Annotated in this window: 28 protein-coding genes; 27 read left to right on the top strand and 1 reads right to left on the bottom strand. The window is 39.9% G+C overall.

The window, feature by feature from the left end; translation table 11 throughout:
* The first annotated feature begins 310 nt into the window (after positions 1–310).
* The 16 genes from NFR29_RS00545 to pyrR all read left to right on the top strand — a co-directional run bounded on the left by NFR29_RS00545 (position 311) and on the right by pyrR (position 13,611).
* Positions 311–1,816 (top strand): acetyl-CoA hydrolase/transferase family protein, encoded by a 1,506-nt coding sequence (locus NFR29_RS00545; RefSeq protein WP_251421624.1) that lies wholly within the window; start codon positions 311–313, stop codon positions 1,814–1,816.
* A gap of 28 nt (positions 1,817–1,844) precedes the next feature.
* Positions 1,845–3,491 (top strand): acyl-CoA mutase large subunit family protein, encoded by a 1,647-nt coding sequence (locus tag NFR29_RS00540; protein ID WP_251421622.1) that lies wholly within the window; start codon positions 1,845–1,847, stop codon positions 3,489–3,491.
* A 28-nt stretch (positions 3,492–3,519) separates the two neighbouring features.
* A complete protein-coding gene (locus NFR29_RS00535) occupies positions 3,520–3,915 on the top strand; it encodes a cobalamin B12-binding domain-containing protein (RefSeq protein ID WP_251421620.1) in 396 nt (131 codons plus the stop codon).
* 84 nt (positions 3,916–3,999) lie between these two features.
* Positions 4,000–4,938: a methylmalonyl Co-A mutase-associated GTPase MeaB gene (gene meaB, locus NFR29_RS00530; RefSeq protein WP_251421618.1), complete on the top strand. Its 939-nt coding sequence runs from the start codon at positions 4,000–4,002 to the stop codon at positions 4,936–4,938.
* A 71-nt stretch (positions 4,939–5,009) separates the two neighbouring features.
* Positions 5,010–5,432 (top strand): methylmalonyl-CoA epimerase, encoded by a 423-nt coding sequence (gene mce, locus NFR29_RS00525; protein WP_251421617.1) that lies wholly within the window; start codon positions 5,010–5,012, stop codon positions 5,430–5,432.
* Positions 5,433–5,470: 38 nt separating this feature from the next.
* Entirely contained in the window at positions 5,471–7,000 is a 1,530-nt protein-coding gene (gene mmdA / locus NFR29_RS00520; RefSeq protein ID WP_251421614.1) for a methylmalonyl-CoA decarboxylase subunit alpha, read from the top strand.
* Between the two features lie 75 nt (positions 7,001–7,075).
* The gene (gene mmdD, locus NFR29_RS00515; protein ID WP_251421611.1) at positions 7,076–7,408 is read left to right on the top strand and encodes a methylmalonyl-CoA decarboxylase subunit delta; all 333 of its coding nucleotides are present in this window, start codon (positions 7,076–7,078) and stop codon (positions 7,406–7,408) included.
* Between the two features lie 24 nt (positions 7,409–7,432).
* Positions 7,433–7,600 (top strand): methylmalonyl-CoA decarboxylase subunit epsilon, encoded by a 168-nt coding sequence (mmdE, locus tag NFR29_RS00510; protein WP_251421608.1) that lies wholly within the window; start codon positions 7,433–7,435, stop codon positions 7,598–7,600.
* Between the two features lie 68 nt (positions 7,601–7,668).
* Positions 7,669–8,058, top strand: a complete 390-nt coding sequence (mmdC, locus tag NFR29_RS00505; protein ID WP_251421605.1) for a methylmalonyl-CoA decarboxylase subunit gamma — start codon at positions 7,669–7,671, stop codon at positions 8,056–8,058.
* Positions 8,059–8,122: 64 nt separating this feature from the next.
* Positions 8,123–9,241: a methylmalonyl-CoA decarboxylase subunit beta gene (gene mmdB / locus NFR29_RS00500; protein WP_251421602.1), complete on the top strand. Its 1,119-nt coding sequence runs from the start codon at positions 8,123–8,125 to the stop codon at positions 9,239–9,241.
* 183 nt (positions 9,242–9,424) lie between these two features.
* Positions 9,425–9,682 (top strand): hypothetical protein, encoded by a 258-nt coding sequence (locus tag NFR29_RS00495; RefSeq protein ID WP_338146888.1) that lies wholly within the window; start codon positions 9,425–9,427, stop codon positions 9,680–9,682.
* 48 nt (positions 9,683–9,730) lie between these two features.
* On the top strand, positions 9,731–11,029 hold the full coding sequence (locus tag NFR29_RS00490) for an SLC13 family permease (RefSeq protein WP_251421596.1): 1,299 nt from the start codon (positions 9,731–9,733) through the stop codon (positions 11,027–11,029).
* Between the two features lie 404 nt (positions 11,030–11,433).
* On the top strand, positions 11,434–11,598 hold the full coding sequence (locus NFR29_RS00485) for a DUF362 domain-containing protein (RefSeq protein WP_251421593.1): 165 nt from the start codon (positions 11,434–11,436) through the stop codon (positions 11,596–11,598).
* Positions 11,599–11,720: 122 nt separating this feature from the next.
* Positions 11,721–12,158, top strand: coding sequence for a signal peptidase II (gene lspA / locus NFR29_RS00480; RefSeq protein ID WP_251421590.1), 438 nt, complete (start codon positions 11,721–11,723; stop codon positions 12,156–12,158).
* A gap of 2 nt (positions 12,159–12,160) precedes the next feature.
* Positions 12,161–13,078 carry an RluA family pseudouridine synthase gene (locus NFR29_RS00475; RefSeq protein WP_251421587.1) on the top strand — a complete coding sequence of 306 codons (918 nt, stop codon included), beginning with the start codon at positions 12,161–12,163 and terminating at the stop codon, positions 13,076–13,078.
* 11 nt (positions 13,079–13,089) lie between these two features.
* Positions 13,090–13,611 carry a bifunctional pyr operon transcriptional regulator/uracil phosphoribosyltransferase PyrR gene (gene pyrR, locus NFR29_RS00470; protein WP_251421584.1) on the top strand — a complete coding sequence of 174 codons (522 nt, stop codon included), beginning with the start codon at positions 13,090–13,092 and terminating at the stop codon, positions 13,609–13,611.
* Positions 13,612–13,746: 135 nt separating this feature from the next.
* Here pyrR and NFR29_RS00465 read toward each other — a convergent pair whose 3' ends face one another.
* Complete coding sequence (locus NFR29_RS00465; RefSeq protein WP_251421581.1) at positions 13,747–14,946, bottom strand: tRNA(Met) cytidine acetate ligase; 1,200 nt, start codon at positions 14,944–14,946, stop codon at positions 13,747–13,749.
* Between the two features lie 106 nt (positions 14,947–15,052).
* Here NFR29_RS00465 and NFR29_RS00460 point away from each other — a divergent pair, with 106 nt between their 5' ends.
* From NFR29_RS00460 to rodA, 11 genes are all read left to right on the top strand, one after another.
* A complete protein-coding gene (locus NFR29_RS00460; RefSeq protein ID WP_251421576.1) occupies positions 15,053–15,646 on the top strand; it encodes a hypothetical protein in 594 nt (197 codons plus the stop codon).
* A 3-nt stretch (positions 15,647–15,649) separates the two neighbouring features.
* Positions 15,650–16,855: an acetate/propionate family kinase gene (locus tag NFR29_RS00455; RefSeq protein ID WP_251421574.1), complete on the top strand. Its 1,206-nt coding sequence runs from the start codon at positions 15,650–15,652 to the stop codon at positions 16,853–16,855.
* 188 nt (positions 16,856–17,043) lie between these two features.
* Positions 17,044–17,679 (top strand): hypothetical protein, encoded by a 636-nt coding sequence (locus NFR29_RS00450; protein WP_251421571.1) that lies wholly within the window; start codon positions 17,044–17,046, stop codon positions 17,677–17,679.
* Between the two features lie 16 nt (positions 17,680–17,695).
* Positions 17,696–18,259 (top strand): Maf family protein, encoded by a 564-nt coding sequence (locus tag NFR29_RS00445; RefSeq protein ID WP_251421568.1) that lies wholly within the window; start codon positions 17,696–17,698, stop codon positions 18,257–18,259.
* A 151-nt stretch (positions 18,260–18,410) separates the two neighbouring features.
* Complete coding sequence (gene radC / locus NFR29_RS00440) at positions 18,411–19,109, top strand: RadC family protein (RefSeq protein ID WP_251421565.1); 699 nt, start codon at positions 18,411–18,413, stop codon at positions 19,107–19,109.
* Positions 19,110–19,152: 43 nt separating this feature from the next.
* Positions 19,153–20,190, top strand: coding sequence for a rod shape-determining protein (gene mreB, locus NFR29_RS00435; protein WP_251421562.1), 1,038 nt, complete (start codon positions 19,153–19,155; stop codon positions 20,188–20,190).
* Positions 20,187–21,104, top strand: a complete 918-nt coding sequence (gene mreC, locus NFR29_RS00430) for a rod shape-determining protein MreC (RefSeq protein ID WP_251421559.1) — start codon at positions 20,187–20,189, stop codon at positions 21,102–21,104. Before mreB ends, mreC begins: the two co-directional genes overlap by 4 nt.
* Positions 21,101–21,592: a rod shape-determining protein MreD gene (gene mreD, locus NFR29_RS00425; protein ID WP_251421556.1), complete on the top strand. Its 492-nt coding sequence runs from the start codon at positions 21,101–21,103 to the stop codon at positions 21,590–21,592. Before mreC ends, mreD begins: the two co-directional genes overlap by 4 nt.
* Before the next feature lie 17 nt (positions 21,593–21,609).
* Positions 21,610–23,520, top strand: coding sequence for a penicillin-binding protein 2 (gene mrdA, locus NFR29_RS00420; RefSeq protein WP_251421554.1), 1,911 nt, complete (start codon positions 21,610–21,612; stop codon positions 23,518–23,520).
* Positions 23,521–23,532: 12 nt separating this feature from the next.
* On the top strand, positions 23,533–24,426 hold the full coding sequence (locus NFR29_RS00415; RefSeq protein ID WP_251421551.1) for an AAA family ATPase: 894 nt from the start codon (positions 23,533–23,535) through the stop codon (positions 24,424–24,426).
* Positions 24,427–24,433: 7 nt separating this feature from the next.
* A complete protein-coding gene (rodA, locus tag NFR29_RS00410; RefSeq protein ID WP_251421548.1) occupies positions 24,434–25,537 on the top strand; it encodes a rod shape-determining protein RodA in 1,104 nt (367 codons plus the stop codon).
* The last annotated feature ends 30 nt before the right edge of the window (positions 25,538–25,567 follow it).

Here is a 25,567-nt window from a genome sequence, read left to right as displayed (position 1 = left end):
GAACGAGTTTATCAAATAAACTCAATATACTGTATAGAAAGGTATCGATTTTGTTGGGAAGTTACAAGATGTGATAGCATATCAATAATTCCTGACGGTTATACCGTTGTGAATAAAACTTATTCCTAAAGAGCATTATTAATGAGTTTTAGGAATGAAAGGGGTAATTTGTGCGGTGAAAAATACGTTTTATGCATATAAGTTGACAATAGACTGTAAAGAGAATACGATGAAAGCGGTTTAAGGAATAAATCTAAAACCAAGAGATCAACTGTCGTTTAACAAGGTTTACTTAATTAAGGAGATGGTAATGATGATAGACATCAAAGACCGCGTTAAAGGCGCGGCCCTCCAAGGTAAAATTGTCTCTGCTGATGAAGCAGCAAAACTGATTAATCCAAATGATAAAGTTGGTATTTCTGGCTTTACTCCATCTGGGTATGCAAAAGCTGTACCATTAGCATTGGCTAAACGAATGGAAACAGAACCATTCAAGATTGATTTGTGGACAGGCGCTTCCGTAGGCGATGAAGCAGACGGAGCATTAACTCGTGTAGACGGTATCAATCGTCGATTCCCGTACCAAACAAATACGGATACACGAAAAGCATTGAATAGTGGACATATGAAGTACATTGATATGCACTTAAGTGCAATGGCTCAAAATATCCGCTATGGTTTTTTTGGTGATTTAGATGTAGCTATCATTGAAGCTGTACAAGTTAATGAAGATGGCTCTATTGTGCCGACTACATCTGTAGGTAATTCACCAACATTTGTAAGTCAAGCCAAAAAAGTAATTGTAGAGGTAAATGTATCTCAACCATTATCTTTGGTGGGGATGCATGATATTTATGAACCATTGGATCCACCACATCGTAAACTGATTCCATTAGATACGCCAGGTGATCGAATTGGTACAGAGGCTATTCCTTGCGATCCAGATAAGATTGTAGCGATTGTAGCTTGTGATATTCCTGATACAACTAGACCGCTAGCACCAATTGATGATGATGCAAAAGCAATGAGTCAAAATTTGATTGAATTTTTCCAAAATGAAATCAAAGCGGGCCGCTTACCTGAGAATTTGCTTCCTTTACAATCTGGTGTAGGTTCTGTAGCAAATGCTGTAATTAGTGGTTTAGCACAAGGTCCATTTACAAACTTATCTATTTATACTGAAGTAATTCAAGATGGTATGTTTGATTTGATCGACGCTGGTAAAGTTACAGTGTGCTCTGGTACAGCCTTAAGTCCTTCTCCAGATGGATTGAAACGATTCTATGATAATATCGATGAATATCGTAAAAAAATTATTCTTCGACCTCAAGAATTGTCAAACAACCCTGGCATCGCTCGTCGTTTAGGTGTTATTGCTATGAATACAGCTATTGAATTCGATATTCTAGGCAATGTAAACTCCACTCATGTTATGGGGACAAAAATGATGAATGGTGTAGGTGGTTCTGGTGACTTTGCACGCAGTGCATACCTTACTATTTTCTGTACTAGTTCTGTAGCAAAAAATGGTGATATTAGCTCTATTGTTCCATTTGTATCTCATGTAGATCATACTGAACATGACACTATGATTTTCTGTACAGAACAAGGTGTTGCAGACTGTCGAGGTTTGTGTCCTGTAGAACGAGCTCGTTTGATTATTGAAAAATGCGCTCATCCAGATTACAAACCAATGTTAACTGAATACCTAGAAAAAGCATTAGCAGCAACTAAGAATGCCCATACTCCGATGTTGCTAGACGAAGCTCTTTCTTGGCATAAACGCTTCATTGATACAGGAAGCATGAAAAAATAACCTGTTGTTTTAGGAGGATGATGAAAACATGGCTTACGAAAACCTTAAAGCCCAAATTGCTGAGTACAACAAACTTTGTGACGAAAGATCTGCGAAAACGCCAGAGCGTCAAAATTTAAAATATAATCGTGTTTACACTCCAGTAGACATTGAAGGTTTTGATTACGAACGCGACTTGGGGCTTCCTGGTGAATTCCCATATACTCGTGGTGTGCAACCTACTATGTACCGTGGCCGTTTCTGGACAATGCGTATGTACGCAGGTTTCGCAACTGCCGAAGAATCTAACAAACGTTACCGTTACCTTATCGAGTCTGGTGCAACAGGCCTTTCTTGTGCATTTGACTTGCCTACACAAATCGGCTATGATTCCGACGACGTAATGGCAGAAGGTGAAGTTGGTAAAGTAGGCGTTGCGATTGACTCCTTGAAAGATATGGAAATCTTGTTCGATGGTATTGATCTTGGTAAAGTTTCCACGTCTATGACAATCAACGCACCAGCTTCCGTTTTGTTGGCGATGTACATTGCAGTTGCTGAAAAACAAGGTGTACCTTCCACAGAATTAATGGGTACAATTCAAAATGATATTTTGAAAGAATACGCAGCTCGTGGTACATATATTTTCCCACCAAAACCATCTATGCGTTTGATTACAAATATTTTTGAATATTGCTCTCAACACGTGCCAAAATGGAATACAATCTCCATTTCTGGTTACCATATCCGCGAAGCAGGCTCCACAGCAGCGCAAGAAATTGCATTTACAATTGCTGATGGTATTGCGTACGTAGAAGCAGCATTGAAAGCAGGTCTTGATGTTGACTCCTTCGCAGGTCGTTTGTCCTTCTTCTGGAATGCACACAACAACGTACTTGAAGAAGTAGCGAAATTCCGTGCATCCCGTCGTTTATGGGCGACTATCATGAAAGAACGTTTTGGTGCTAAAAAACCAAAATCTATGATGCTTCGTGTACATACTCAAACAGCTGGTTCCATGTTGACTGCACAACAAGTTGATAACAACATCGTTCGTGTGGCGTTACAAACTGCTGCCGCTGTAATGGGTGGTACTCAATCCTTACATACTAACTCTCGCGACGAAGCGTTGGCGCTTCCTACAGAAGCATCTGTACAAGTAGCTCTTCGTACACAACAAATCGTAGCTTACGAATCTGGTTTAGCTGATGTAGTTGACCCATTGGGTGGCTCTTACTATGTAGAAGCTATGACTAATGCTATCTATGACGAAGCTATGGAATACATTAAAAAAATCGATGAAATGGGCGGCGCTGTAGTAGCAATCGAAAAAGGCTACATCCAAAAAGAAATCCAAGAATCTGCTTATAAATGGCAAATGGAAGTTGAATCTGGCTTACGTACAATTGTAGGTGTTAATAAATTCCAAGTTGAAGAAGAAGCTCCAAAAGACTTACTTCGTGTAGACGCTTCCGTAGGTGTTAACCAATCTAAGAAAACACAAGCCGTTCGTGCAGAACGTGATCAAGCAGCAGTTGATGCAGCTCTTGCAGAATTGAAAAAAGGTGCAGAAGACGAAAATGTTAACTTAATGCCATTAATTCTTGCAGCAGTAAAAACATACGCTACTTTGGGTGAAATTTGTAATGTATTGCGCGAAGTATTCGGTGAATACGAAGCTCACGCTACATTATAATAACGGCTAATTTCGGAGGTAATATATCATGGCAGAAAAACGTATTAGAGTAATCGTTGCAAAACCAGGTCTTGATGGTCATGACCGTGGTGCAAAAGTAGTAGCACGCGCACTTCGCGATGCTGGTTTTGAAGTAATCTACACAGGTCTTCGTCAAACACCAGAACAAATCGTAGAAGCAGCACTTTCTGAAGACGTTAATGTAGTTGCATTATCTCTTCTTTCTGGTGCACATAATACATTGTTCCCTAAAATTGTTGAGCTTTTAAAAGCTAAAGGCATGGGTGATGTACTCGTTATTGGTGGTGGTGTAATTCCTGATGCGGATATTCCTGGATTGAAAGAAGCTGGTGTAGCAGCTGTATTTACACCTGGCACACCAACAGGAGATATCGTTAAATTCATTAACGAAAACGTAAAATAATAATTGTAACCTAGGGGGAGAGGGACTCAACTGAACATAGCTGGATCCCTCTATTCCCATATTTTAAGATAGGTGGTGAGGCGCATGGATTTAGTAAAAGAACTATTTGAAGGTTCCAGGCTCGCCTTAGCACGGTCCATTACGGCTGTAGAAAACGAGTATGATAATGCTATTGACATTATGAAAGCCATTTATCCTAAAACAGGAAATGCTCGTATTCTTGGTATTACCGGGGCCCCTGGTGCTGGTAAAAGTACCTTGACTGACAAAGTAGTTAAACATTACTTAGATCAAGGTAAAAAAATTGGCATCGTTGCCATCGACCCAACTAGTCCATTTTCTGGTGGTGCTATTTTGGGGGACCGTATTCGAATGAATGATTTAACATTGAATGAAAATGTTTTTATTCGAAGCATGGGCACTCGCGGTAGTCTTGGTGGCTTGTCTAAAAAGACTGCAGATGTAGTAAAACTTATGGATGCTTTTGGCATGGATTTAGTTATTGTCGAAACTGTTGGGGTAGGACAGTCTGAAGTAGATATCGTTAAAAATGCGGATACTACATTAGTTGTTCTCGTGCCTGGTTTAGGGGATGATATTCAAGCTATCAAAGCAGGTATCCTCGAAATTGGTGATGTCTTTGCTATTAATAAAGCGGACCGAGACGGTGTAGATCGATTAAATGTAGAAATCGAAATGATGCTAGATCTCGATTCTCGTGAAGTGCAATGGCGTCCACCGATTAAGCGAACTATTGCTAGTAAAGATCAAGGTGTAGATGAATTAATTGAAGCCTTAGATGAACATTTCGAGTATCTGGAAGACTCTGGTGAGCTCGTAGCTCGTAGAGCAGAACGCACTCGAGATGAAATGATCGCTATGATCAATGAACAAATTGGCCGCTATGTAGCTGAAAAAGTTGTTAATAGCGATGAATTTAATCAACAAGTAGCAGCTGTTAATGAACGGATAAATGATCCATATACAGTTGTAAGTAATGTAATGACTAGTGTGTTAAAATAGAAGTATATACATACTGTATATAACTACACAATTATAGTAGTCATAATTTTCATTGAAAGGAGCTAATTACAATGGCTTTCAAAATTTTACAAGTCGACCATATTGGTATTGGTGTAAAAGACTTAGAATCTACTAAAGAATTTTATAAAAATGTGTTAGGTATGGAGCATCTTCCTGAAGATGAAGTAGTAGAAGAGCAAAAAGTAAAAGTATCTTTCTTCCCTTGTGGTGATGCTGAATTAGAGTTCTTAGAAACTACTACTCCAGATGGTCCTATCGGTAAATTTATTGAAAAAAATGGTGGCCGTGATGGTATTCAACACGTAGCATTGCGCGTTGACAACATTGAAACTGCTATTGCTGACCTTATGGCAAAAGGCGTTCAAATGATTGATGAAAAACCTCGTTATGGTGCTGGTGGCTCTGCTATTGCATTCTTACATCCAAAAGCGACAGGTGGCGTTTTACTTGAACTTTGCCAACGAATAAAATAAAATAATACATGTAACAAGTTTTTTATGGAGGTACTGATATGCAAACAGTGCAGGAAAAAATTGCGTTATTGCATGAGAAACTAGCTAAGGTAAAAGCTGGTGGCGGAGAAAAACGCATTGAGAAACAACATGCTCAAGGCAAAATGACCGCGCGTGAACGTATAGCCAAATTGTTTGACGACAATTCTTTTGTTGAACTCGATCAATTTGTTAAACATCGTTGTGTTAACTTTGGTCAAGAGAAGAAAGAATTGCCAGGCGAAGGTGTTGTTACTGGTTACGGTACAATTAATGGGCGTTTAGTATATGCTTTTGCGCAAGATTTCACTGTAGAAGGTGGTTCTCTTGGTGAAATGCATGCTGCTAAAATCGTAAAAGTACAACGTTTAGCTATGAAAATGGGGGCACCTATTATTGGTATTAATGATTCTGGTGGGGCTCGTATTCAAGAAGCTGTAGATGCACTTGCTGGTTACGGCAAAATTTTCTTTGAAAATACGAATGCATCTGGCGTAATTCCACAAATTTCCGTAATTATGGGACCTTGTGCGGGCGGTGCTGTATATTCTCCAGCATTGACTGACTTCATCTATATGGTAAAAAACACATCTCAAATGTTTATTACTGGTCCTGCGGTTATTAAATCCGTAACAGGTGAAGAAGTATCTGCAGAAGATCTTGGCGGTGCAATGGCACATAACTCTGTTTCTGGTTGTGCTCATTTTGCAGCTGAAAATGAAGATGACTGCATTGAACAAATTCGTTACTTGTTAAGCTTCTTGCCAAGCAATAATATGGAAGATGCACCAATTGTGGATACTGGGGATTCTCCAACTCGTGAAAATGATGAATTGAATACATTGTTGCCAGATAACCCAAATATGCCATATGACATGAAAGATGTTATCGCTGCGACAGTAGATAATGGTGAATTCTATGAAGTACAACCATTCTATGCTACAAACATCATTACTTGCTTTGCTCGTTTCGATGGTCAATCAGTAGGTATTATTGCAAACCAACCTAAAGTTATGGCTGGTTGCTTAGATATTAATGCATCTGATAAATCGTCTCGTTTCATTCGTTTCTGTGATGCTTTCAATATTCCAATCGTTAACTTTGTTGACGTTCCTGGTTTCTTGCCTGGCACAAATCAAGAATGGGGCGGTATCATTCGTCACGGTGCTAAAATGTTATATGCTTATTCTGAAGCTACAGTACCTAAAATTACTGTTATCACTCGTAAAGCGTACGGCGGATCTTATTTGGCTATGTGTTCTCAAGATTTGGGAGCAGATCAAGTATATGCATGGCCTACATCTGAAATTGCTGTAATGGGACCTGCTGGTGCAGCTAATATTATCTTCAAAAAAGACGAAGATAAAGAAGAAAAAACAGCTAAATATGTAGAAGAGTTCGCAACACCTTACAAAGCTGCTGAACGTGGTTTCGTAGATGTTGTTATTGAGCCTAAACACACTCGTCCTGCAATTATCAATGCTTTAGCAATGTTAGCAAGCAAACGAGAAAATCGTGCGCCTAAGAAACACGGTAATATTCCACTATAATTCGATGTAGTATATTTAATATCGGATTAGGGAGATACCTTTCTTATTTTAAATTTATAGAAAGGAGACATACTTATGGAAGGACCTAGCCCTTGGCTTATTATGCTAATTAATATGACGGTTGTTTTTGCCGTTCTTATTGCATTAGGCATCCTTATGAAGATCATTTATTGGATTGATCCAACTAAGAAGAAGCCAGAGCCAGCCCCTGTCGCAGCTCCTGTTGCTACAGCAGCTCCTGTAGTGGCTGATACAACTGTACCAGCAAATAATGAAGAAGAAATTGTAGCTGCTATCGTAGGTGCTATTGTAGCTATGGGGTATACATCTGAGCAAATTGCTTCGATTCGCCCAACATCAACAAGCACTAAATGGCGTTTAGAAGGCCGTTTGAGCGGTAGAAATTAATTCATTATTGAGGAGGCAGTAGTCATGAGCAATGCTACAAAACCTAATGGTACAGCACCTAGTAAAGAAGTAGTGGCTGCTATCGTAGGTGCTTTAGAAGCAATGGGTTACTCTAGTAATCAAATTGCACACATTCGTCCAATTGTAAGCTACAATTGGAAAATGGAAGGTCGCTTGCGCGGTAAACGATAGGATTATCCTATTTATATGTGTAAATTATTTGAAATTTTTGTGTGAACACACATTTGGAGGAATTTAAGATGAAAAAATTCAACGTTACAGTAAATGGCACAGCATATGAAGTAGAAGTAAATGAAGTAAAAGCAGGTGCGCCAGCAGCAGCACCAGCTCCAGCGGCGGCTTCAGCCCCTAAAGCAGCTCCGGCTCCAGCAGCAGCTCCAGCTCCAGCAGCAGCACCTGCAGCAGTTCCAGCTGGTGCAGAAACTGTAAAAGCTCCAATGCCAGGTAAAATCCTATCTGTAGCAGTATCTGCTGGTCAACAAGTTAAAAAAGGTGAAACATTGTTGATTCTTGAAGCCATGAAAATGCAAAATGAAATCGCAGCTCCTCGTGATGGCGTTATTGCAGATGTTCGCGTTGCTGCTAACCAAACAGTATCTACTGGCGAAGACATGGTAGTTCTTGGTTAATACAAACTATAGGGAGGCGTAACACCTCCCTTACAACTCTATATTTTTTGAAAGGGGATCGCACATGGATGCTTTTAGCGTAGCGATTAATTCCGTCTGGATGGATAGCGCATTCCAAGCTTTTACTATTGGTAATGCTATTATGATTCTAGTCGGTATAATCTTATTGTATATGGCGTTTGCTAAAGAGTTTGAACCATTGTTGTTAGGTCCAATCGCCTTCGGGTGTATTTTGGCCAATATTCCTCGCAACGGCTTTGAAGAAGGTGTAATGGCATTGATCAGTGCTGGTGTATCTCATGAGATTTTCCCACCTTTGATCTTCCTTGGCGTTGGTGCGATGACTGACTTTGGTCCGCTCCTTGCAAATCCTAAAACATTGCTTTTAGGCGCAGCTGCTCAAATTGGTGTATTTATAGCCTTGGCCGGTGCTATGTTAGTAGGTTTTACTCAACCGCAAGCAGCAGCTATCGGTATTATCGGTGGTGCTGACGGCCCTACATCTATTTATTTAGCTGCAAAATTAGCTCCTGAATTACTTGGTGCTATAGCGGTTGCCGCATATTCTTATATGTCTTTGGTACCGTTAATCCAACCACCAGTAATGAAGTTGTTAACGACGCAAAAAGAGCGTGAAATTGTAATGGAACAATTACGTGAGGTCAGCAAATTTGAAAAAATTGCTTTCCCAATTGTTTCCACAATCTTCATTTCTCTATTATTACCTTCCATTACATCTTTATTAGGTATGTTGATGCTTGGTAACTTATTCCGTGAGTCTGGTGTAACGGAGCGTTTATCTGATACATCTCAAAATGCGTTAATCAATATCGTTACTATTTTCTTAGCAACAGGTACTGGTTTAACTATGAATGCAGAACATTTCTTAACAATGGAAACTATTAAAATTATCTTGTTAGGTTTAGTAGCATTCATTGCAGGTACTGCAGGTGGTGTATTATTTGGTAAATTGATGAGCATACTTGATGGTGGCAAAACAAATCCACTTATTGGCTCTGCTGGTGTATCTGCAGTACCAATGGCGGCTCGTGTATCTCAGGTTGTAGGTGCGAAAGCAAATCCATCCAACTTCTTGCTCATGCATGCTATGGGTCCGAACGTGGCTGGTGTAATCGGCACAGCTGTAGCAGCAGGTACAATGCTTGCTATGATGTCCCGATAAAATATGATTTCACCAAGGTGTACCCTAGAGGGTACACCTATTGGTGACTATTAAAACTCTAATTTTATAAATTTATAAGTAGTTATATGGCAATAAATGGAATACAGCGAATCGGTCATTAAGTGAGGGCAAGAATTTCACAAAATAACCTATCAACGTACTTTGTAAGTAGAGGTGGTCATCTTGTTATCTATAGAAATGAAAATACTGATTTGTTTTGTATGGGCATTTATTGTTTTTTTTATTACTGCACTTATCATAGGGGCTGAACGTAAATCGCAATGGTTTCAAAAGAGAAGAAAATATTCTTGGTTTAATCGTCGAGGGATTATTAGTGAAGTCTTACACTTTGGTTATCCAAAGACAAAGGAAGGCTATGGAATAACAGGCGTTATGGCTCTTGCTATTGGCATTGTAAGTTATGCTATATGTCAGCTCTAATGATGTTAGGTTAGATAAGTGTGTTTCTCTGAAAGGAGATGATGATGTATGGGTGCTGCAGAACAAACGTTGATCGTCCTTGCAGTTATGGCTGTTTTATTCGTAACAGAAATTATTCCATTAGCTATTACATCCCTAGGTGGTGCTATTACGCTAGGCTTATTAGGGGTTATTACGCCTAAAACTGTATTCTCTGGTCTATCTGATAGTACAGTAGTTCTGTTTGCTGGCATGTTCGTTGTTGGTGGCGCATTATTTTATACTGGTTTAGCCCAAAAAATAGGGGAGACCGTAGTATCTCGGGCGGGAACAAGCGAAAATCGGCTAATGCTCGCTATTATGCTTGTTACTGCAATTATGTCGGCATTCTTGTCCAATACTGGTACTACAGCTGCTTTATTACCAGTAGTAGTAGGGATTGCGGCAGTTGCTAAAATTCCAGCATCTCGTCAATTAATGCCGTTAGCCTTTGCTGCTGGTATTGGTGGTATCATTACTATGGTTGGGACACCACCAAATATTATTGTTAATGGTACATTAGCTAAATCTGGTATTACGCCATTTGGATTCTTTGAATTCGCTTGGATTGGTATTCCTTTGACAATTGCTACTATTATTTTTATGATGCTTATAGGTAAACATTTATTACCAAAACATGAAATTACTGACGTTGGTGAAGTGGAACAAGAAGTATCAGCTGATGAAGTATCTAATGATCCTAAAAAGCAATTATACTCTGGTTTAATTCTTCTTGGCGTTATTATTGCCATGGTAGCAGGGGATTTCTTGAAAAAATTTGGTATTAATTTACCACTTAGTATGGTAGCAGTTATTGGTGCCATTTTATGTGTATTAACCGGTTGTTTAAAAGAAAAACAAGCGTACTCTTCCATTGATTGGGTAACTATTTTCTTATTTGCTGGTATGATGCCAGTAGCAGAAGCGTTGGATAAATCTGGGGCAGGACAAATGATTGCTAATGCTGTGTTAGGTGTTATGGGTTCTGATCCAAGTCCTTACTTTGCTACTGCTGTATTATTTATCTTGTCTTGTACAATGACTCAATTTATGTCTAATACTGCATCTACGGCACTATTAGCGCCAATTGGTTTGGCTATTGCAAAAGGTATGGGTGCTGATCCACATGCCGTGTTGATGGCTATCGGTGTTGCTGCATCTTGTGCATTTGGTACACCAGTTGGGACGCCTCCAAATACCTTAGTATTAGGCCCTGGTGGATATAAGTTTATGGATTATGTGAAAGCTGGCGTACCATTAATTGTGGTATGTTTCATAGTAAGCCTGATTATAATTCCAATTGTATGGCCATTTTTCCCAGGTAACTAATAGGGTAGGGGAGAATTCTCTAACTTAATAAGTACAAAAACGGTCAAATCGAAAGATTTGGCCGTTTTATTTTGCTAATACGGGATATATTTCATGTGATAATAGATATTGATAATAAAATTCTTATTAAAATAATGAGAATTGAAAGTGAATGATAAACCGCGGATTATCATTATAAATTAGATAAATGTGAGATTCTAAATGAAATGGACTATCAAAAAGTCTGTAAAATAAGGCTTTTATGAGATAAAATAAAATAATCTATGCAAAAATCACATTAACTTTTTTGTCATTTTCAATTGACTTTACACTTTTCTTATGTGATAATGAGAACATAAGTTGAGGCGAAAGCCAATGTAAATGATAATACAAGTTTTCTTTTTAATATTTTATGGAGGTTTATCATGAGAGTTATTGCTGATGGTTGCATTAAATGTGGTTCTTGCGCGTCTGTTTGCCCAGTAGCTGCTATTACTGAAGGTGAAACTAAATACGAAATCAACGATACTTGCATCGACTGCGGTTCTTGCGAATCCGTTTGCCCAGTATCTGTAATTTCCGCTGAATAATCACTGGAATCAAAGAGCTAGTAAGCAATATGCTTGCTAGCTCTTTTTATTTTTCCAAAAACAATGTAAACTATAATAAGATTCTTACATGTTATATATCATTTATGTATTGGAGTTTGCTTGTGTTTTATCTTATCGCCATTGTATGGCTAGTATTGGATCAATTGTCTAAATATTATATAATGGAGCATTTTTATTTAGGTGAGTCGGTACCAGTTATTCCTAATGTGCTCCATATTACTTATATTATTAACCGAGGGGCGGCTTTTGGTATTTTGGAGAATCAGCAATGGATATTTTTGCTCGTAGCGGTTATATTAGTTGTTCTTGCTTTCCTTTATAGAAAGACTATTAACAACGGACCTGTATCGCTACATGTAGGGACGGCATTGCTCATTTCCGGGGCCATTGGTAATGGTATTGATCGCTTTACCTTGCGTGGTGTAGTAGATTTTTTAGATCTTAGAGTATGGCCTATTTTTAATATTGCCGACATCGGTATTTGTGTAGGCGTTATAGGTGTTGTATATTATTTGCTTCGATCAGATAGTGAGGAATAAGTATGAATGAATATATTGTAAAAGCTGAACAGGAAGGGATGCGTTTAGACGTATTTTTAACAGAACAAATGGAAGGCTCTCGCAGTTATATTCAAAACCTCATTAAATCTGGGCACGTTACAGTCAATGATAAATCTGGTAAAGCTAATATGAGGCTTTCAGAAGGGCTAGTGATTGCTGTAGAAGTACCAGAGCCAGAGTCTATTGAAGTGTTGCCTGAAGATATTCCCATCGATTATCTCTATGAAGATGAATATATTATTATCATCAATAAACCGAGAGGTCTCGTAGTACATCCAGGGGCTGGAAATTATTCAGGTACATTGGTAAATGCTTTGCTTTATCATTGTAAAGATTTATCTGGCATTAATGGTGAAATTAGACCGGGCATTGTACATCGCTTAGATAAAGATACATCAGGCGTTATGATGGCGGCTAAAAATGATGCTGCTCATATTGGTTTGGCAGAGCAAGTAAAAGATCATTCTGCTAAGCGTACGTACTTAGCCTTAGTGCAAGGGAATATCGTAGAAGAGAAGGGAATTATTAAAGCTCCTATTGGTCGTCATCCGAAAGATCGCATGAAAATGGCTGTAGTTTTTGAAAACAGTAAAGACGCTGTGACTCATTTTAAAGTGCTAGAGCGTTACGGGTGCCATACATTGGTAGAATGTTCGTTGGAAACGGGGCGGACCCATCAAATTCGGGTTCATTTTGCTCATATTGGTCACCCTGTTGTGAATGATCCATTTTATGGATACCGTCGTATGGACTTCCCTATTGAAGGACAAGCGCTACATTCTCGTACATTGGATATTGTACATCCTATTACGAAAGAGGCGATGCATTTCGAAGCGCCAGTACCAGAAGACTTTCAACATTGTATTACCTTTGCTAAAGAGTATAGAGAACAGAGATAAGGATACTTACTATGGAAACAAAGCGTATTTTGATGGACAAAGATGCTATTACTCGCGCCATTCGACGCATTAGTCATGAAATATTAGAACGCAATAAAGGCCTGTCAAATGCCATTATCGTCGGTATTGAACGGCGTGGTGTAGTATTGGCAAAACGCTTACAAGCTGAAATGGAGCGTATCGAAGGGCTCCATATTCCTTGTGAGTCTTTAAATGTGGCTATGTATCGTGATGATCGTAATATGCGCGATGAAGATGGTCCTACTTGTGAAATTGAAACTACAGAAAAAACAATCATTCTTGTAGATGACGTATTGTATACAGGCCGCACTATACGAGCCGCCCTCAATGCACTGATGACGTCTGGCCGCCCTAAATCGATTCAATTAGCTGTTCTTGTAGACCGAGGTCATCGAGAACTACCGATTCGGGCTGACTATGTAGGAAAAAATATTCCTACATCTCATGTAGAAAAAGTGCGTGTGCGTGTAGAAGACATGGATGGTTGCGAAGAAGTAAGTATCGAACAGTAATGATATATGATAGTATGCTAAATATGCTTACATACCAACACATAAAAGACTAGCCCCCTGAAGCGTTGTAGGATTGCCGTATGGCAGTGTTAAGCGTTTCAGGGGCTAGTCTTTTGGTGTGCTAGTCGATATTTACTAGTCTATTATATATTGTGGAGAATAGGTGTAATCTTTGTTTCCTGCTCGTAATTGTTCATTGGTAAAGGTATAGGCTTGTAAGTCTGTACTTTTTTCGTCAATTTTCATCAATGCTTGCCCAAAGGCTGATATTTGCGTGCGCGCTGGGGCCCATTTTTGAATGAGAGGCACATCGTAAGCTTTTTCTTTGAGCCATTGTCGACCTTTATTGTTAAAGGCCAAAAGTCTTGCGTATTGTGGTCCTTCTTGGTGGGCTTTCAGCATTAACTTTTTGGTAATACCTAGTGCGCCATAGGCGGCCATTCGTTGTAACCGGGCGAAGGTGTAGCGTTTAGTTTTGATAGCGTCTAATACGAGTGACCACGATGTATGCTGTGTCGATTCATGCCATCTGTGTTCAATACCTTCAGTAAAGTCGGCAAATTGATGTAATTGTGAAGGCTCTAAGAGGCGATAGAAGGCTAATAAAAAGTCTTCGTAACGATGGTAGTTTGTATAAGCCCCAGTGGTAATACACTGTTTCATATGGTCGGCTATAACAGGGGGAACAAAATCAGTGACCTCTTGGTTGGCTTGTAATGCTTGTCGCAAGGCTGATCCAGAAGGGAAAGTAGCCGTTAATTCGTTGCTGTGATGATCGGATTGACGTTGAATGGGGAGGACTGTTAGCTTTGGATAATAGTGAAGGGCGCTACGCACATATTCCAATCCTAAAATAGCATTAGGCGCCGTAGCCAGTAAATGGCCTTTCTCTAATTCTCTTTCCAGTACTTGACGGAGGGCGGTACCATAAGAGATGCCTGTTTGGATGCGATTTCTAATGAGCAGTTGTCCTTCCGGGGAGTTGAGTAGTTGGGCTGCCTCTTGTAATAGATGTAGGTCATCTAATTCTGTGCCAAATGAAATGGTATCGATGTGGAGCGCTTTTAGTAACCGAACGGCGCCAGTACTAAAAATTTCAGCACTTCCTAAGGCGTAAATGGTTGGCAGTTCAATGACTACGTCGGCGCCGCTGAGTATGGCCCAACGAGCGCGGTCGAATTTACTAAAATAAGCCGGTTCGCCACGTTGCACAAAGGATCCACTCATAATGGCGATGCGCGTTGCCGCGGGAACTTTCATATGCACTTGTTCTAGTTGGTATTGATGGCCCTTATGGAACGGATTGTATTCAGAAATAATGCCGATAGTTTTCATAGCCTGTCCTTTCTTTTATACTATCGATTATATACTAATTTTCACGTTTTATATAATTTCTTTTGAAAGTACTAGAATAGGGCGCATTGTAATGATATAATTATCTGTGGATTCTGATTTGACGAGAGGTGAGTTGATGAATGTACAATGGAAACGACGTCTAGTAACAGGCTTATTGAGTGCATCTTTGTTAGTAGTGGCAGGATGCGGTTCTCAAAACGTTATGGACAACTACAGTTTTGGTAATCAAGTCATTCGCTCTGGCCAATCTGAAATTACAATTGCACTGCCTTATGAAATGGGTAAATCCCTACAATCTACTAGCAATGATGGCTATCCTATGGATCTTTATGGAGCTAATTCAGAGCATATTATGATCGAAGTTAAAGCGATTCAAGCTGGTCCTGGAAAACCGTTGCCTACAGTAGAAGACTATGTGAAAGGCAAAGAAGGGGAATTTAATAGTCTAGGTGCGACTATGACTATGAATTCTGTAAACCTAAACGGCACGCCAGCTACACATATGGATGGCACATTTGTAGTGCAAAACAGACAGATACGCATTTCTCAATATATTTTCATGAATGAAGGTGTATTGTGGAATATAACCTACACATATCCATCGGATGATCAAGTAGGCGCTGATATCAGCAAAGAAATTGAACAAAAAATTTACGTTACAGAAAAGAAAGAGGGTTAATCGATGAACGTATTAGTAGTTAACTGCGGTAGTTCTTCCTTGAAATATCAATTACTTGATATGACAAACGAAACTGAATTAGCAAAAGGTTTATTTGAAAAAATTGGTGACGAAGATGCTATCTTCACTCACAAACGTCCTAATGCTGATAAGTTAGAACGGGTTGAACCAATTTTGAACCACAAAGAAGCATTACGCATTTTGCTTGACATCTTAGTAGATCCTGAATTTGGCGTAATTTCTTCTATGTCTGAAATCGATGCAGTAGGTCACCGTGTAGTACACGGCGGCGAAAAATTTGCTGATTCCGTATTGATTACTCCAGCAGTAATGGAAGCATTGAACGAATGTGCTACATTAGCGCCTTTACATAACCCACCAAATATTCAAGGTATCGAAGCTTGTGAAGCAATTATGCCTAACGTACCACAAGTAGGTGTATTCGATACTGCATTCCACCAAACAATGCCTAAAGAAGCATATATGTACGCTCTTCCATACTCTTACTATGAAGATTATGGCATTCGTCGTTACGGCTTCCACGGTACTTCCCATAAATACGTAGCACAACGTTGCGCAGAATTGATGGGTAAACATATGACGGATCTTCGCATCATTACTTGCCACTTAGGTAATGGTTCTTCCTTGGCAGCGATTAAAGGCGGTCGTTCCATCGATACTACAATGGGCTTCACTCCATTATCTGGTTTGATCATGGGTACTCGTACTGGTGATATTGACCCTGCTATCGTACCATTCTTGATGGATAAAACGGGTATGTCTTACGAAGAAGTAGATGCTATTATGAATAAAGAGTCTGGTGTACTCGGTATTTCTGGTGTATCTAATGACTTCCGTGTTATTGAGGAGGAAGCTGCTAAAGGTAACAAACGTGCTCAATTGGCATTAAATATGTTCCACTATAAAGTTCGCCGTGTAATTGGTGCATTTGCAGCAGTAATGGGTGGTGTTGATGCTATCGTATTTACGGCAGGTATTGGTGAAAACGGTATCGCTAACCGTGATGAGATCTGTAATGGTTTAGAATACCTTGGTACTCGTATCGATGCAGAACGCAACAACGTTCGTGGCAAAGAGCAAGAAATCAGTGTAGAAGGCTCTAAAGTTAAAATTTTCGTAATCCCTACGAATGAAGAAATCATGATTGCTCGAGACACAGCTCGTATCACTCAATCTTTGAAAAAATAATAACTTTATATGACTGTTTGGAACCATTATAATGATGGTATAAGAGCAATACATACAATAACTCCCTTATGATATATAAGGGAGTTATTTTTATTATATCTTTTATGGTATATGGCATATTTTAGGTAGTCGTGGGCCCTTGGATTTTATATAATGAATATAGCAGAGTTTTATACAAGGAGTCGTTTATGAATGTCTTATATACTGAGCAATCACGGAGAACCAATAGTTCCCAATGGCTAGTAGCCTGTTTTGTACTTTTATTACTCGCTGCTGTTGCCTATACAACGATGAGAAGTTATGAACAAGGCCATCTATTGTTAGCAGAATATTTTATCGAAATCGCTGCTATTATAGTGATTGTAAAGCAAGCTTTCAGTCGATATACCTATATATTGACGGATAGAGAATTGATTATTGATGAAATGTCATTTTTTAGAACTCGCAGATTTTCTGTAGCTTATGATGATATAGATGGCATATATCCCTATAATCGAGATTTTCTCACGAATTTGCGGTATCGTTATAAATATCGAAAATGTTCGACCTCCGATGACCGACCTATGTGGTTCTTGGTCTATTCTATTGTAAAAGGGAAAAAAGTCCAATTTGGCCGTGTTGTTTTGAAAGCAGATGATGAGTTCTACGAAATACTAGAACGCTTTGTGCCAAATCGCATTCGTGTGCCAGAAGCAGATGTTGTATTCCATGCCACTGTTCGCGCCGATGCGGTGAAACATGGTGAAGATGTGAAATCCTATTACCATCGTTTAATCTCTGGTGAAAATGAGGATGTCACCAGTGAGATGGGCGAAATGGAGTAGAAGGAGTCAAACTAGCATGAGTGCATTGTATTTAGCGAGCCAGTCGCCGCGACGAAGAGAATTATTGAATCAAGTCGGTATAGCTCATATTGTTGTAGATAGTGCTTACGAAGAGTCTAATGTGGCCACTACAAATCCTATAGAGATGGTGAAAGAACAGGCCTTAGGTAAGGCTCGTCACGCATTGGGTGTACCAGATGGAGCCATCGTGCTAGGCGCGGATACTATCGTCGTTTTAGATGGCGTAGTCTTAGGTAAGCCAAAAGACGAGAAAGAAGCAGACTCGATGCTTCGCCAATTATCTGGAAAAGCGCATTCTGTCATTACCGGTGTAGCCCTTCTCATCAAGGGTGAAGAAATCGTTTTTCACAGTGAAACGAAGGTTTATTTTAAAGACTTAGCAGATTTTGAAATTGCTTCCTATATAGCTTCTAAAGAACCTTTGGATAAAGCTGGTGCCTATGGTATTCAAGGGAAAGGTGCTTTATGGGTAGATCGAATCGAAGGGTCTTACACTAATGTAGTGGGGTTACCAGTGGAACAGGTGTACGACGAATTAGTGAAAGCACTGAACTCATAAGACATGATGTGATTAGTTTTATATTAATCGTAGCGCTAATCTATCGTTAATGCTTAGAACTAATCTTATAGTTCGTTTTATAGCTAATGAACATTGCATAATTGACTGACATACAGATAACCTAACGATTCATATGTAATGGAGGGATTGTATGCAAGTCAAAACAGTAAGTGTTAAAGATATGTTGCCCTTTCAAAGGCCTAGAGAAAAATTTTTAGCATTAGGACCAGAGAGAATGGCTATGGAAGAATTACTAGCTATTTTGCTGAGAACTGGTTTAAAAGGTCAATCGGCTATCGATTTAGGTAAAGATATTATTGATTCTTTGCCCGATGGGGCGTATGGTCTGAATTGCATAACGGTAGATGAGTTAGTGCAGATTAAAGGTATTGGTCGCGACAAGGCCGTTACGATTTGTGCGGCTATCGAATTGGGCCGACGTTTAGGCGAGTTGAAAGTGAAGTCCACTTATGCCGATTTTTCGCAGCCTTATGTAGTAGCGCAATACGTTATGGAGCGGCTCCGCCATGAGCGAGAAGAACATGTATGGGTAGCTATGCTTACGTCGCGCAATACATTAATCCAAATGGAGCCCATTTCAAAAGGCGGTATAGCAGCTAGTTTGGTAGAACAACGGACAGTGTTTAGAAAGGCCATTGCTTGTAATGCGGCGGCCATGATTTTAATTCACAATCACCCTTCTGGGGATAGCCGACCTAGTGACGATGATATTCGATTGACGAAGCTATTTGTCAGTGCCGGACAATTTATGGGCATCCCCGTATTAGATCATATAGTCATTGGAGATGGGGAATTTACTAGCTTAAGCGAAATTGGTAAATTAAGTTAGATATGGTAAAATGAAAGGATGAGTAATGAAGGAGAATAGCATTATGAAATCCATTTTACCGTCTTTTGGAAAAGACGTAAGTATTGATATAGGTACCTCTATTACGCGCGTTATGGGTGGCAATAGAGAGTCCATGATGAGTGAGCCTTCCATTGTGGCGACGGATACAAAATTAGAGAAAATCGTTGCCGTTGGAGACGAAGCGGATCGTATCGTCCGGCGTATGCCAGATATGTGGCGTTCGCTATCGCTTTTGCAAGACGGATTTATTGTAGATTATCGCGTGATGCATACGATGTTGCATTATTTTTTAAATAAAGTGTCAAACTCGTTGCGTCGTTCCCGTGTATTAGTTAGTGTACCTTGTGGCATGACTGACGTAGAACAACGAGCTATGATGGATGCTGTTATTCAGGCGGGGGCAAAGGAAGTATTTCTCATAGAAGCGCCTATTGCAGCAGCTATTGGTTGTGATTTGCCTATTTTTCAACCGCGTGGGTCTATGGTCATCGATATTGGTGAAGGGACCACAGATATGGCTATTTTGTCTTTAGGTGGAACCGTACAAAGTCAAACGATTCGATTTGGCGGCGGCGACATAGACAAAGCCTTGATGAAATACGTAAACCAATGTTTTGGATTACTCGTATCGGATCAAACGATAACTGCTATAAAACATAGCATAGCCATTGCTACACCGCCACTAGAGGAACAAGAGTTTTCTTTCCAAGGTCGTGATATGACAAATGGCATTGTTCGTAGATCTGTCATACACCAATCGGAAATCTATGAAGTGATTAATAATGTCTTGCAAGGTTTGTTAGATGCTATCAAACAAATGATTCGTAATACAGAACCAGAAATTGTAGCAGATATGATGGAATATGGCATTGTCCTCACTGGTGGAGCCGCTCAACTACAAGGATTACCAGAGCGTATTAGCGCTGAATTAGGCGTGCCTGTACAAGTAGCAGTTAATCCAGACACTAAAGTCGTAGAGGGCTTACAAAAAGCAGCTAACAATATCGTTAGCCTCACTCGTTTTATTGTGAATTCTAAAGGGAGAAAAGGTAGAGCATGATACAGTCAGAACGAAAGTTAATCATCTTTGTCACTGTGAGTTGTATTATATTAGCTCTCCTTGGCTTTGCTTGGAAACAAAGAACAATCATTCCTTTTGTTACAGTTCCTTTGGAGGAGATTACGACGCCTTTTACTTATGGATCTGCACGAGTACTCAATTCTGTTACTACTGGTATTGATGTGTTGGATACAGCTATTGGGAGGGCTTTAACAGATAGTGAAAAAGACAATACTATTGCTGAATTGGAACAGAAATTAGTTAATCACGATGAAGTGGTGGCTGAGAATATTCGCCTTCGCCAATTGTTAGATTACGAACGGGCTCACCCTGAATTTACTATGACTTTGGCTGGTGTTATTATGAAAGATTTCGGCACCTGGACCAATACATTAACTATTGATAGAGGGGCCGCTGATGGCATCGAAACGAATATGGCTGTCGTTGTACCTAGTGGCGTTGTAGGCGTCATTACAGATGTGTATCCGCATTCTGCAAGGGTGCAGACGTATTTGGATCCACGTAGTGCTATCGGTGTTATTGTACAACGACCTGAATCGAGATTGGCAGGCGTTGTGAAAGGCGATGGCAATCGTCCTTATACGCCGTCCATGGTCAATATTGCTCGTGAAGGCGATGTCCTTGTAGGCGATAAATTAGTGACGTCTGGTTATGGTGGTATTTATCCGAAAGGCTTGCTGTTAGGCAATGTGTCATCTATTGAAAACGATAGTGAAGGATTCGTAAAAAATGCCGTCGTTAAACCAACGGTGGACTTTCATCGGTTAGAAGAAGTGTTTATTATTACGTCATCTACGGTAGCTAGTCCAGATACAGTAGAATTAGAACCTAAATTAGTACCTCAAACGCAACGAGATCAAATCCAAGGGGCTAGAGGAGTAGTAACGCCATGAGACGATTAGCAATTGTGTTAACAGGCTTTTTCTTATTGTTCTTGCAAGCTCAATTGTTGCCAGCTTTATTTCATACAAATTGGGTTCCTAATGTAATCTTAACGGCTGTGATTGTGGTTACTGTATTTAAAGGACAATTGGCAGGCTTGACTGTAGCTGTCATTGGTGGAGGTTTGCAAGATATATTGATATCTAATTTCTTTGGTCTACATCTCTTTCCGTACAGCGCGTTAGTGTACATCTTGTCTATTGTTCAACAGCGAGTGTATGAAGAACGATGGTATTGGACTTGTATCATTGTAGCTATTAGCACGCTATTAGATGGAATAATGCGCATTGCTATTATTGCTGCTAGTGGGGGAGAGATAGAATTTTTGGCCTATATGTGGCATATGATTTTGCCTACCTTATTTTGGAATGTTTTGCTCGGCGCTGTAGGTCATTGGCTATTGCAAAGTAAGCAAGAAGAAGAAAACTATTTTTGGTGAATTTATAGGAGTGTACTGTGCTTGAAAGTTTATATAAACGTAAAAAAACGAGCCGCTTTGATGTGCTCTTCTATATCGTAACGGGCATATTTATTATCCTTGGTTTCCGCTTGTTTACTATGCAAGTCTTAGAAGGTGGTTACTACCAAGCTAAAGCAGATGGCAATCATCTTCGCATGGTTCCTATGACGGCAGCTAGAGGCGTGATGTATGACCGAAATGGACAAATCTTAGTAGGCTCTCGACCTGCCTATACAGTATCCATTATGCCTACAGGAAAGCCGTTAGCAGAAGAGGAACTTCAGAAATTAGCAGTGGTGCTAAAGAAAGACCCTGAAGAGATTCGCAAAAAAGTAGATAATCATAAAGAAGGCTATGAACCAATCCGTATTGCTACCGACATTTCTATGGATGTAGTGACGAATATTGAAGAGCATCGCCATGAATTACCAGGTGTTACTATTGATGTAGAACCTCTCCGGTTTTATCCTTATGAAACGATGGCAGCCCAATTATTTGGTTATGTAGGGGAAGTCAGCGAAGAAGAGCTGGAAGAGTTTAAAGCAAAAGACCCTAATACACCAGTTAGTGGCGGTACTATTTTGGGACGAGCAGGTTTAGAAAAGCTCTATGATAATGTGTTGCGCGGTGTCGATGGGGGGAAGCAACTAGAAGTAGATGCATCGGGACGAACTGTGGCAGAAGGGGAGCGGAAACATACGATTCCCGGTTCTAATATTTACTTAACCATTGACGTTAATATTCAAAAAGCGGCGGAAGAAGCTGTGGCAAAGCAGTTAGATCAACTTCGAGCAGAAGGTGCCCCTGCTACAGGTGCTGCTGTTGTAGTGTTAGATCCTAATACAGGAGCCGTATTAGCTATGGTTAGTGCGCCAGAATTTAATCCCAACTGGTTTGCTCGAGGGATTACCACCGCTCAATGGAATCAACTCAATACAGATGAAAATCATCCTTTCGAAAATAAAGCCATTGCTGGTGAATACCCACCAGGATCACCTTTCAAAATTGTCACTGGTGCAGCGGCGTTAGATTTGAAAAAAGTAACGCCTGATGAAATGATTTTCGACAGCGGTCGCCACTGGTTAGTCGATAAGCGAAATGCTGCAGGAGAAGCGCTGGGGTGGATCAATTTTAATACGGCCCTAGCTAAATCTGACAATGTCTATTTCTATGAAATGGGTAATCGCTTAGGCATCGATAATATTGAAACGTATGCTCGATATTTTGGCTTCGGTGAAAAAACAGGCATTAATTTAGCAGGCGAAGCAGAAGGTAATGTGGCCAGTGCTGCATATAAGAGAAAAATATTTGATGACGAATGGTATTTAGGGGAAACCTTTGATGCGGCCATCGGTCAGTCTTTCCATTTGGCTACGCCTTTGCAAATGGCTGTTATGATGAGTCAAGTAGCGAATGGGGGTATTCGCTACCAACCATATGTAGTGAGTCGTATCGATAATCCAGATGGTACGCCAGCTGAAATCTTTGGACCTAAAAAGTTAGGTTCTTTACCAATTTCTAATCATGTTATGAATTTAGTACGAGAAGGATTGCGTGACGTAACTACAGAAGGGGGTACGGCAGGTAATTTATTCCAAAATTTCCCTGTTAACGTAGCGGGTAAGACGGGGACGTCGGAAAATGCACATGGCCGTGATCACGGTTGGTTTACAGCCTACGCACCATACGACAATCCGCGCCTCGTTATTGCTGTTATTGTAGAACAAGGCGGCTTTGGTTCTAGTTCGGCGGTACCTATTGTACATGACATTCTAGCGGCTTATTTCAATGTACCTACTAAAAAGAACAAAACAGATAGCGCCGTGCCTTCCTCGGAAAGAAGGGGCACAGCGAATGGAAGAGATAATAATGACGATGCTCCAGTGAAACCTGTCACTCAAAACTAGAAAGGATCGACTATGGGAGACATAATAGGCCTCGTCTCCGGTAAAGGAGGCGTAGGCAAAACGACGATTACTGCTTGCCTAGGGGCAGCTCTTAGCAAACAAGGTTATCGCGTATTGCTTTGCGATGGTGACTTTGGTTTGCGCGACTTAGATTTAGTATTGGGCAAAAATGATGAAGTTTGTTTTGATGCTTACGATGCTATAAATGATGCTGAATTAACAGAAGACGTTATTATTGAAATCAAAGATAATTTATTCTTTCTTCCTGCGAGCCAACAAATGCGTTGGGAAGATATGGGACGAAAAAAATATAGAAAATTTGTACAACGATTATCTGAACAATACGACTATATCCTAGTAGATGCACCAGCTGGTATCGGTCGCGGTTTAGAGTCGATTATGAAATTAGCCAATCGCTTTTTAGTGATTACCCAACCTTTGTGGGTGTCCTTGCGAAATGCGGCGAGGATGATTCAGTTTTGCCGTGATTATGGTCATCGAGACTATGTAGTCGTATTTAACTCCTTGCACCCTGCACCGTCAGACCCCAATCTATATGATATGTTAGATGCGGTAGGGGCTGAATATGTAGGGGCTATCTTGCCTTATGAAGAAGGTATAGTAGAGTTTACGCAAGAAGGGCGTTTAGCGGAGGTATTGCCTCAAAAGTATGAGGCATTACTGAAGCCTTTAGTGGACTACATCGTAACTGGCGATGCTTGGGACGAACAAGACGTAGTTAATCAATATGATACAATCACTGCTGTAAAAGAAGTTGAACCACAACCTACATTGGCTTCGCCACAAGTAGGTGAGGGTGATGTTATCTATACGAGCCATTGGTCTACACAGAGCCGACTAGTAGAAGGTAAACAAAGTTTATGGCGTCGTAAAGGATTGAAGTAGGTGTACTATGTGGTTACGAATTTGGCAACGATGTGATTGGACCATCATTATTAGTACATTACTGTTAGTATCTATTGGTATCATAGCCATAGGTAGTGCGACTCATGTGAACCAAACTGGATTAGACGCTTCTACATTGGTGGCGAAGCAACTTATGTTTTTTCTCGTCAATGTAGTAATCGTTATAGGCTTACAATTTTTTGATTACCGCAAATTGAAAGACTGGGCTAATAGTATTTATGTGATTACTTTACTTATGCTATTAGCCGTTATCTTTGTAGGTACATCTGCACTGGGTGCGCAACGGTGGATTGAAATTGGTCCTATTACGATACAGCCGTCAGAATTTTCTAAATTATTGATGATTATCTGTATGGCTAACATGTTAGAGCCTAGATATGAACAGTTACATACTTTCAAATCTCTTGTGTTCCCTGTTCTCTATGTAGGATTCCCTATTTTACTAGTCTTCATGCAGCCTGATTTAGGTACATCATTGGTATATATTGCTATTTTTATAGCTATGCTATTTGTGTCAGGCATTCACTTGCGGCTAGTCCGTATTATTGCCACTACTGGCGTACTATTGCTACCATTGGCTTGGTTTATTTTGAAAGACTACCAAAAACAACGTATTTTAGTCTTTTTAAATCCCGATATCGATCCCTTTGGTTCTGGATACCACATTATTCAGTCTAAAATTGCTATAGGTTCTGGTACGATAGTAGGGAAAGGCTTATTTAACGGTACGCAAAGTCAGTTGAATTTCTTGCCAGAAAATCATACAGATTTTATTTTTTCCGTTATTGGCGAAGAAATGGGCTTTATTGGATGTGCCATTGTATTGCTCCTATTATTTTTGCTCATTTACCGTAGCATTCATGTGGCCTATACATGTAATGACCGTTTCGGCATGTTATTAGCGGTCGGCATTGGTGCTATGCTAGCCTTTGAAGTGCTCATCAATATCGGTATGACAATGGGGATTATGCCCGTTACAGGGATTCCATTGCCTTTTATTAGTTACGGTGTTAGTGCCTTGACGACAAATATGATCAGTATAGGTATACTGCTCAATATTTCCATGCAACGAACAAAATATATTTTTTAACCTTTGAAAGAAGTCTCTTTAGACGGAGGA

Origin of the sequence: Veillonella agrestimuris (assembly GCF_943193065.1) — a bacterium.
GTDB lineage: Bacteria > Bacillota > Negativicutes > Veillonellales > Veillonellaceae > Veillonella > Veillonella agrestimuris.
This window is presented reverse-complemented; position numbering and strand designations above follow the sequence as displayed.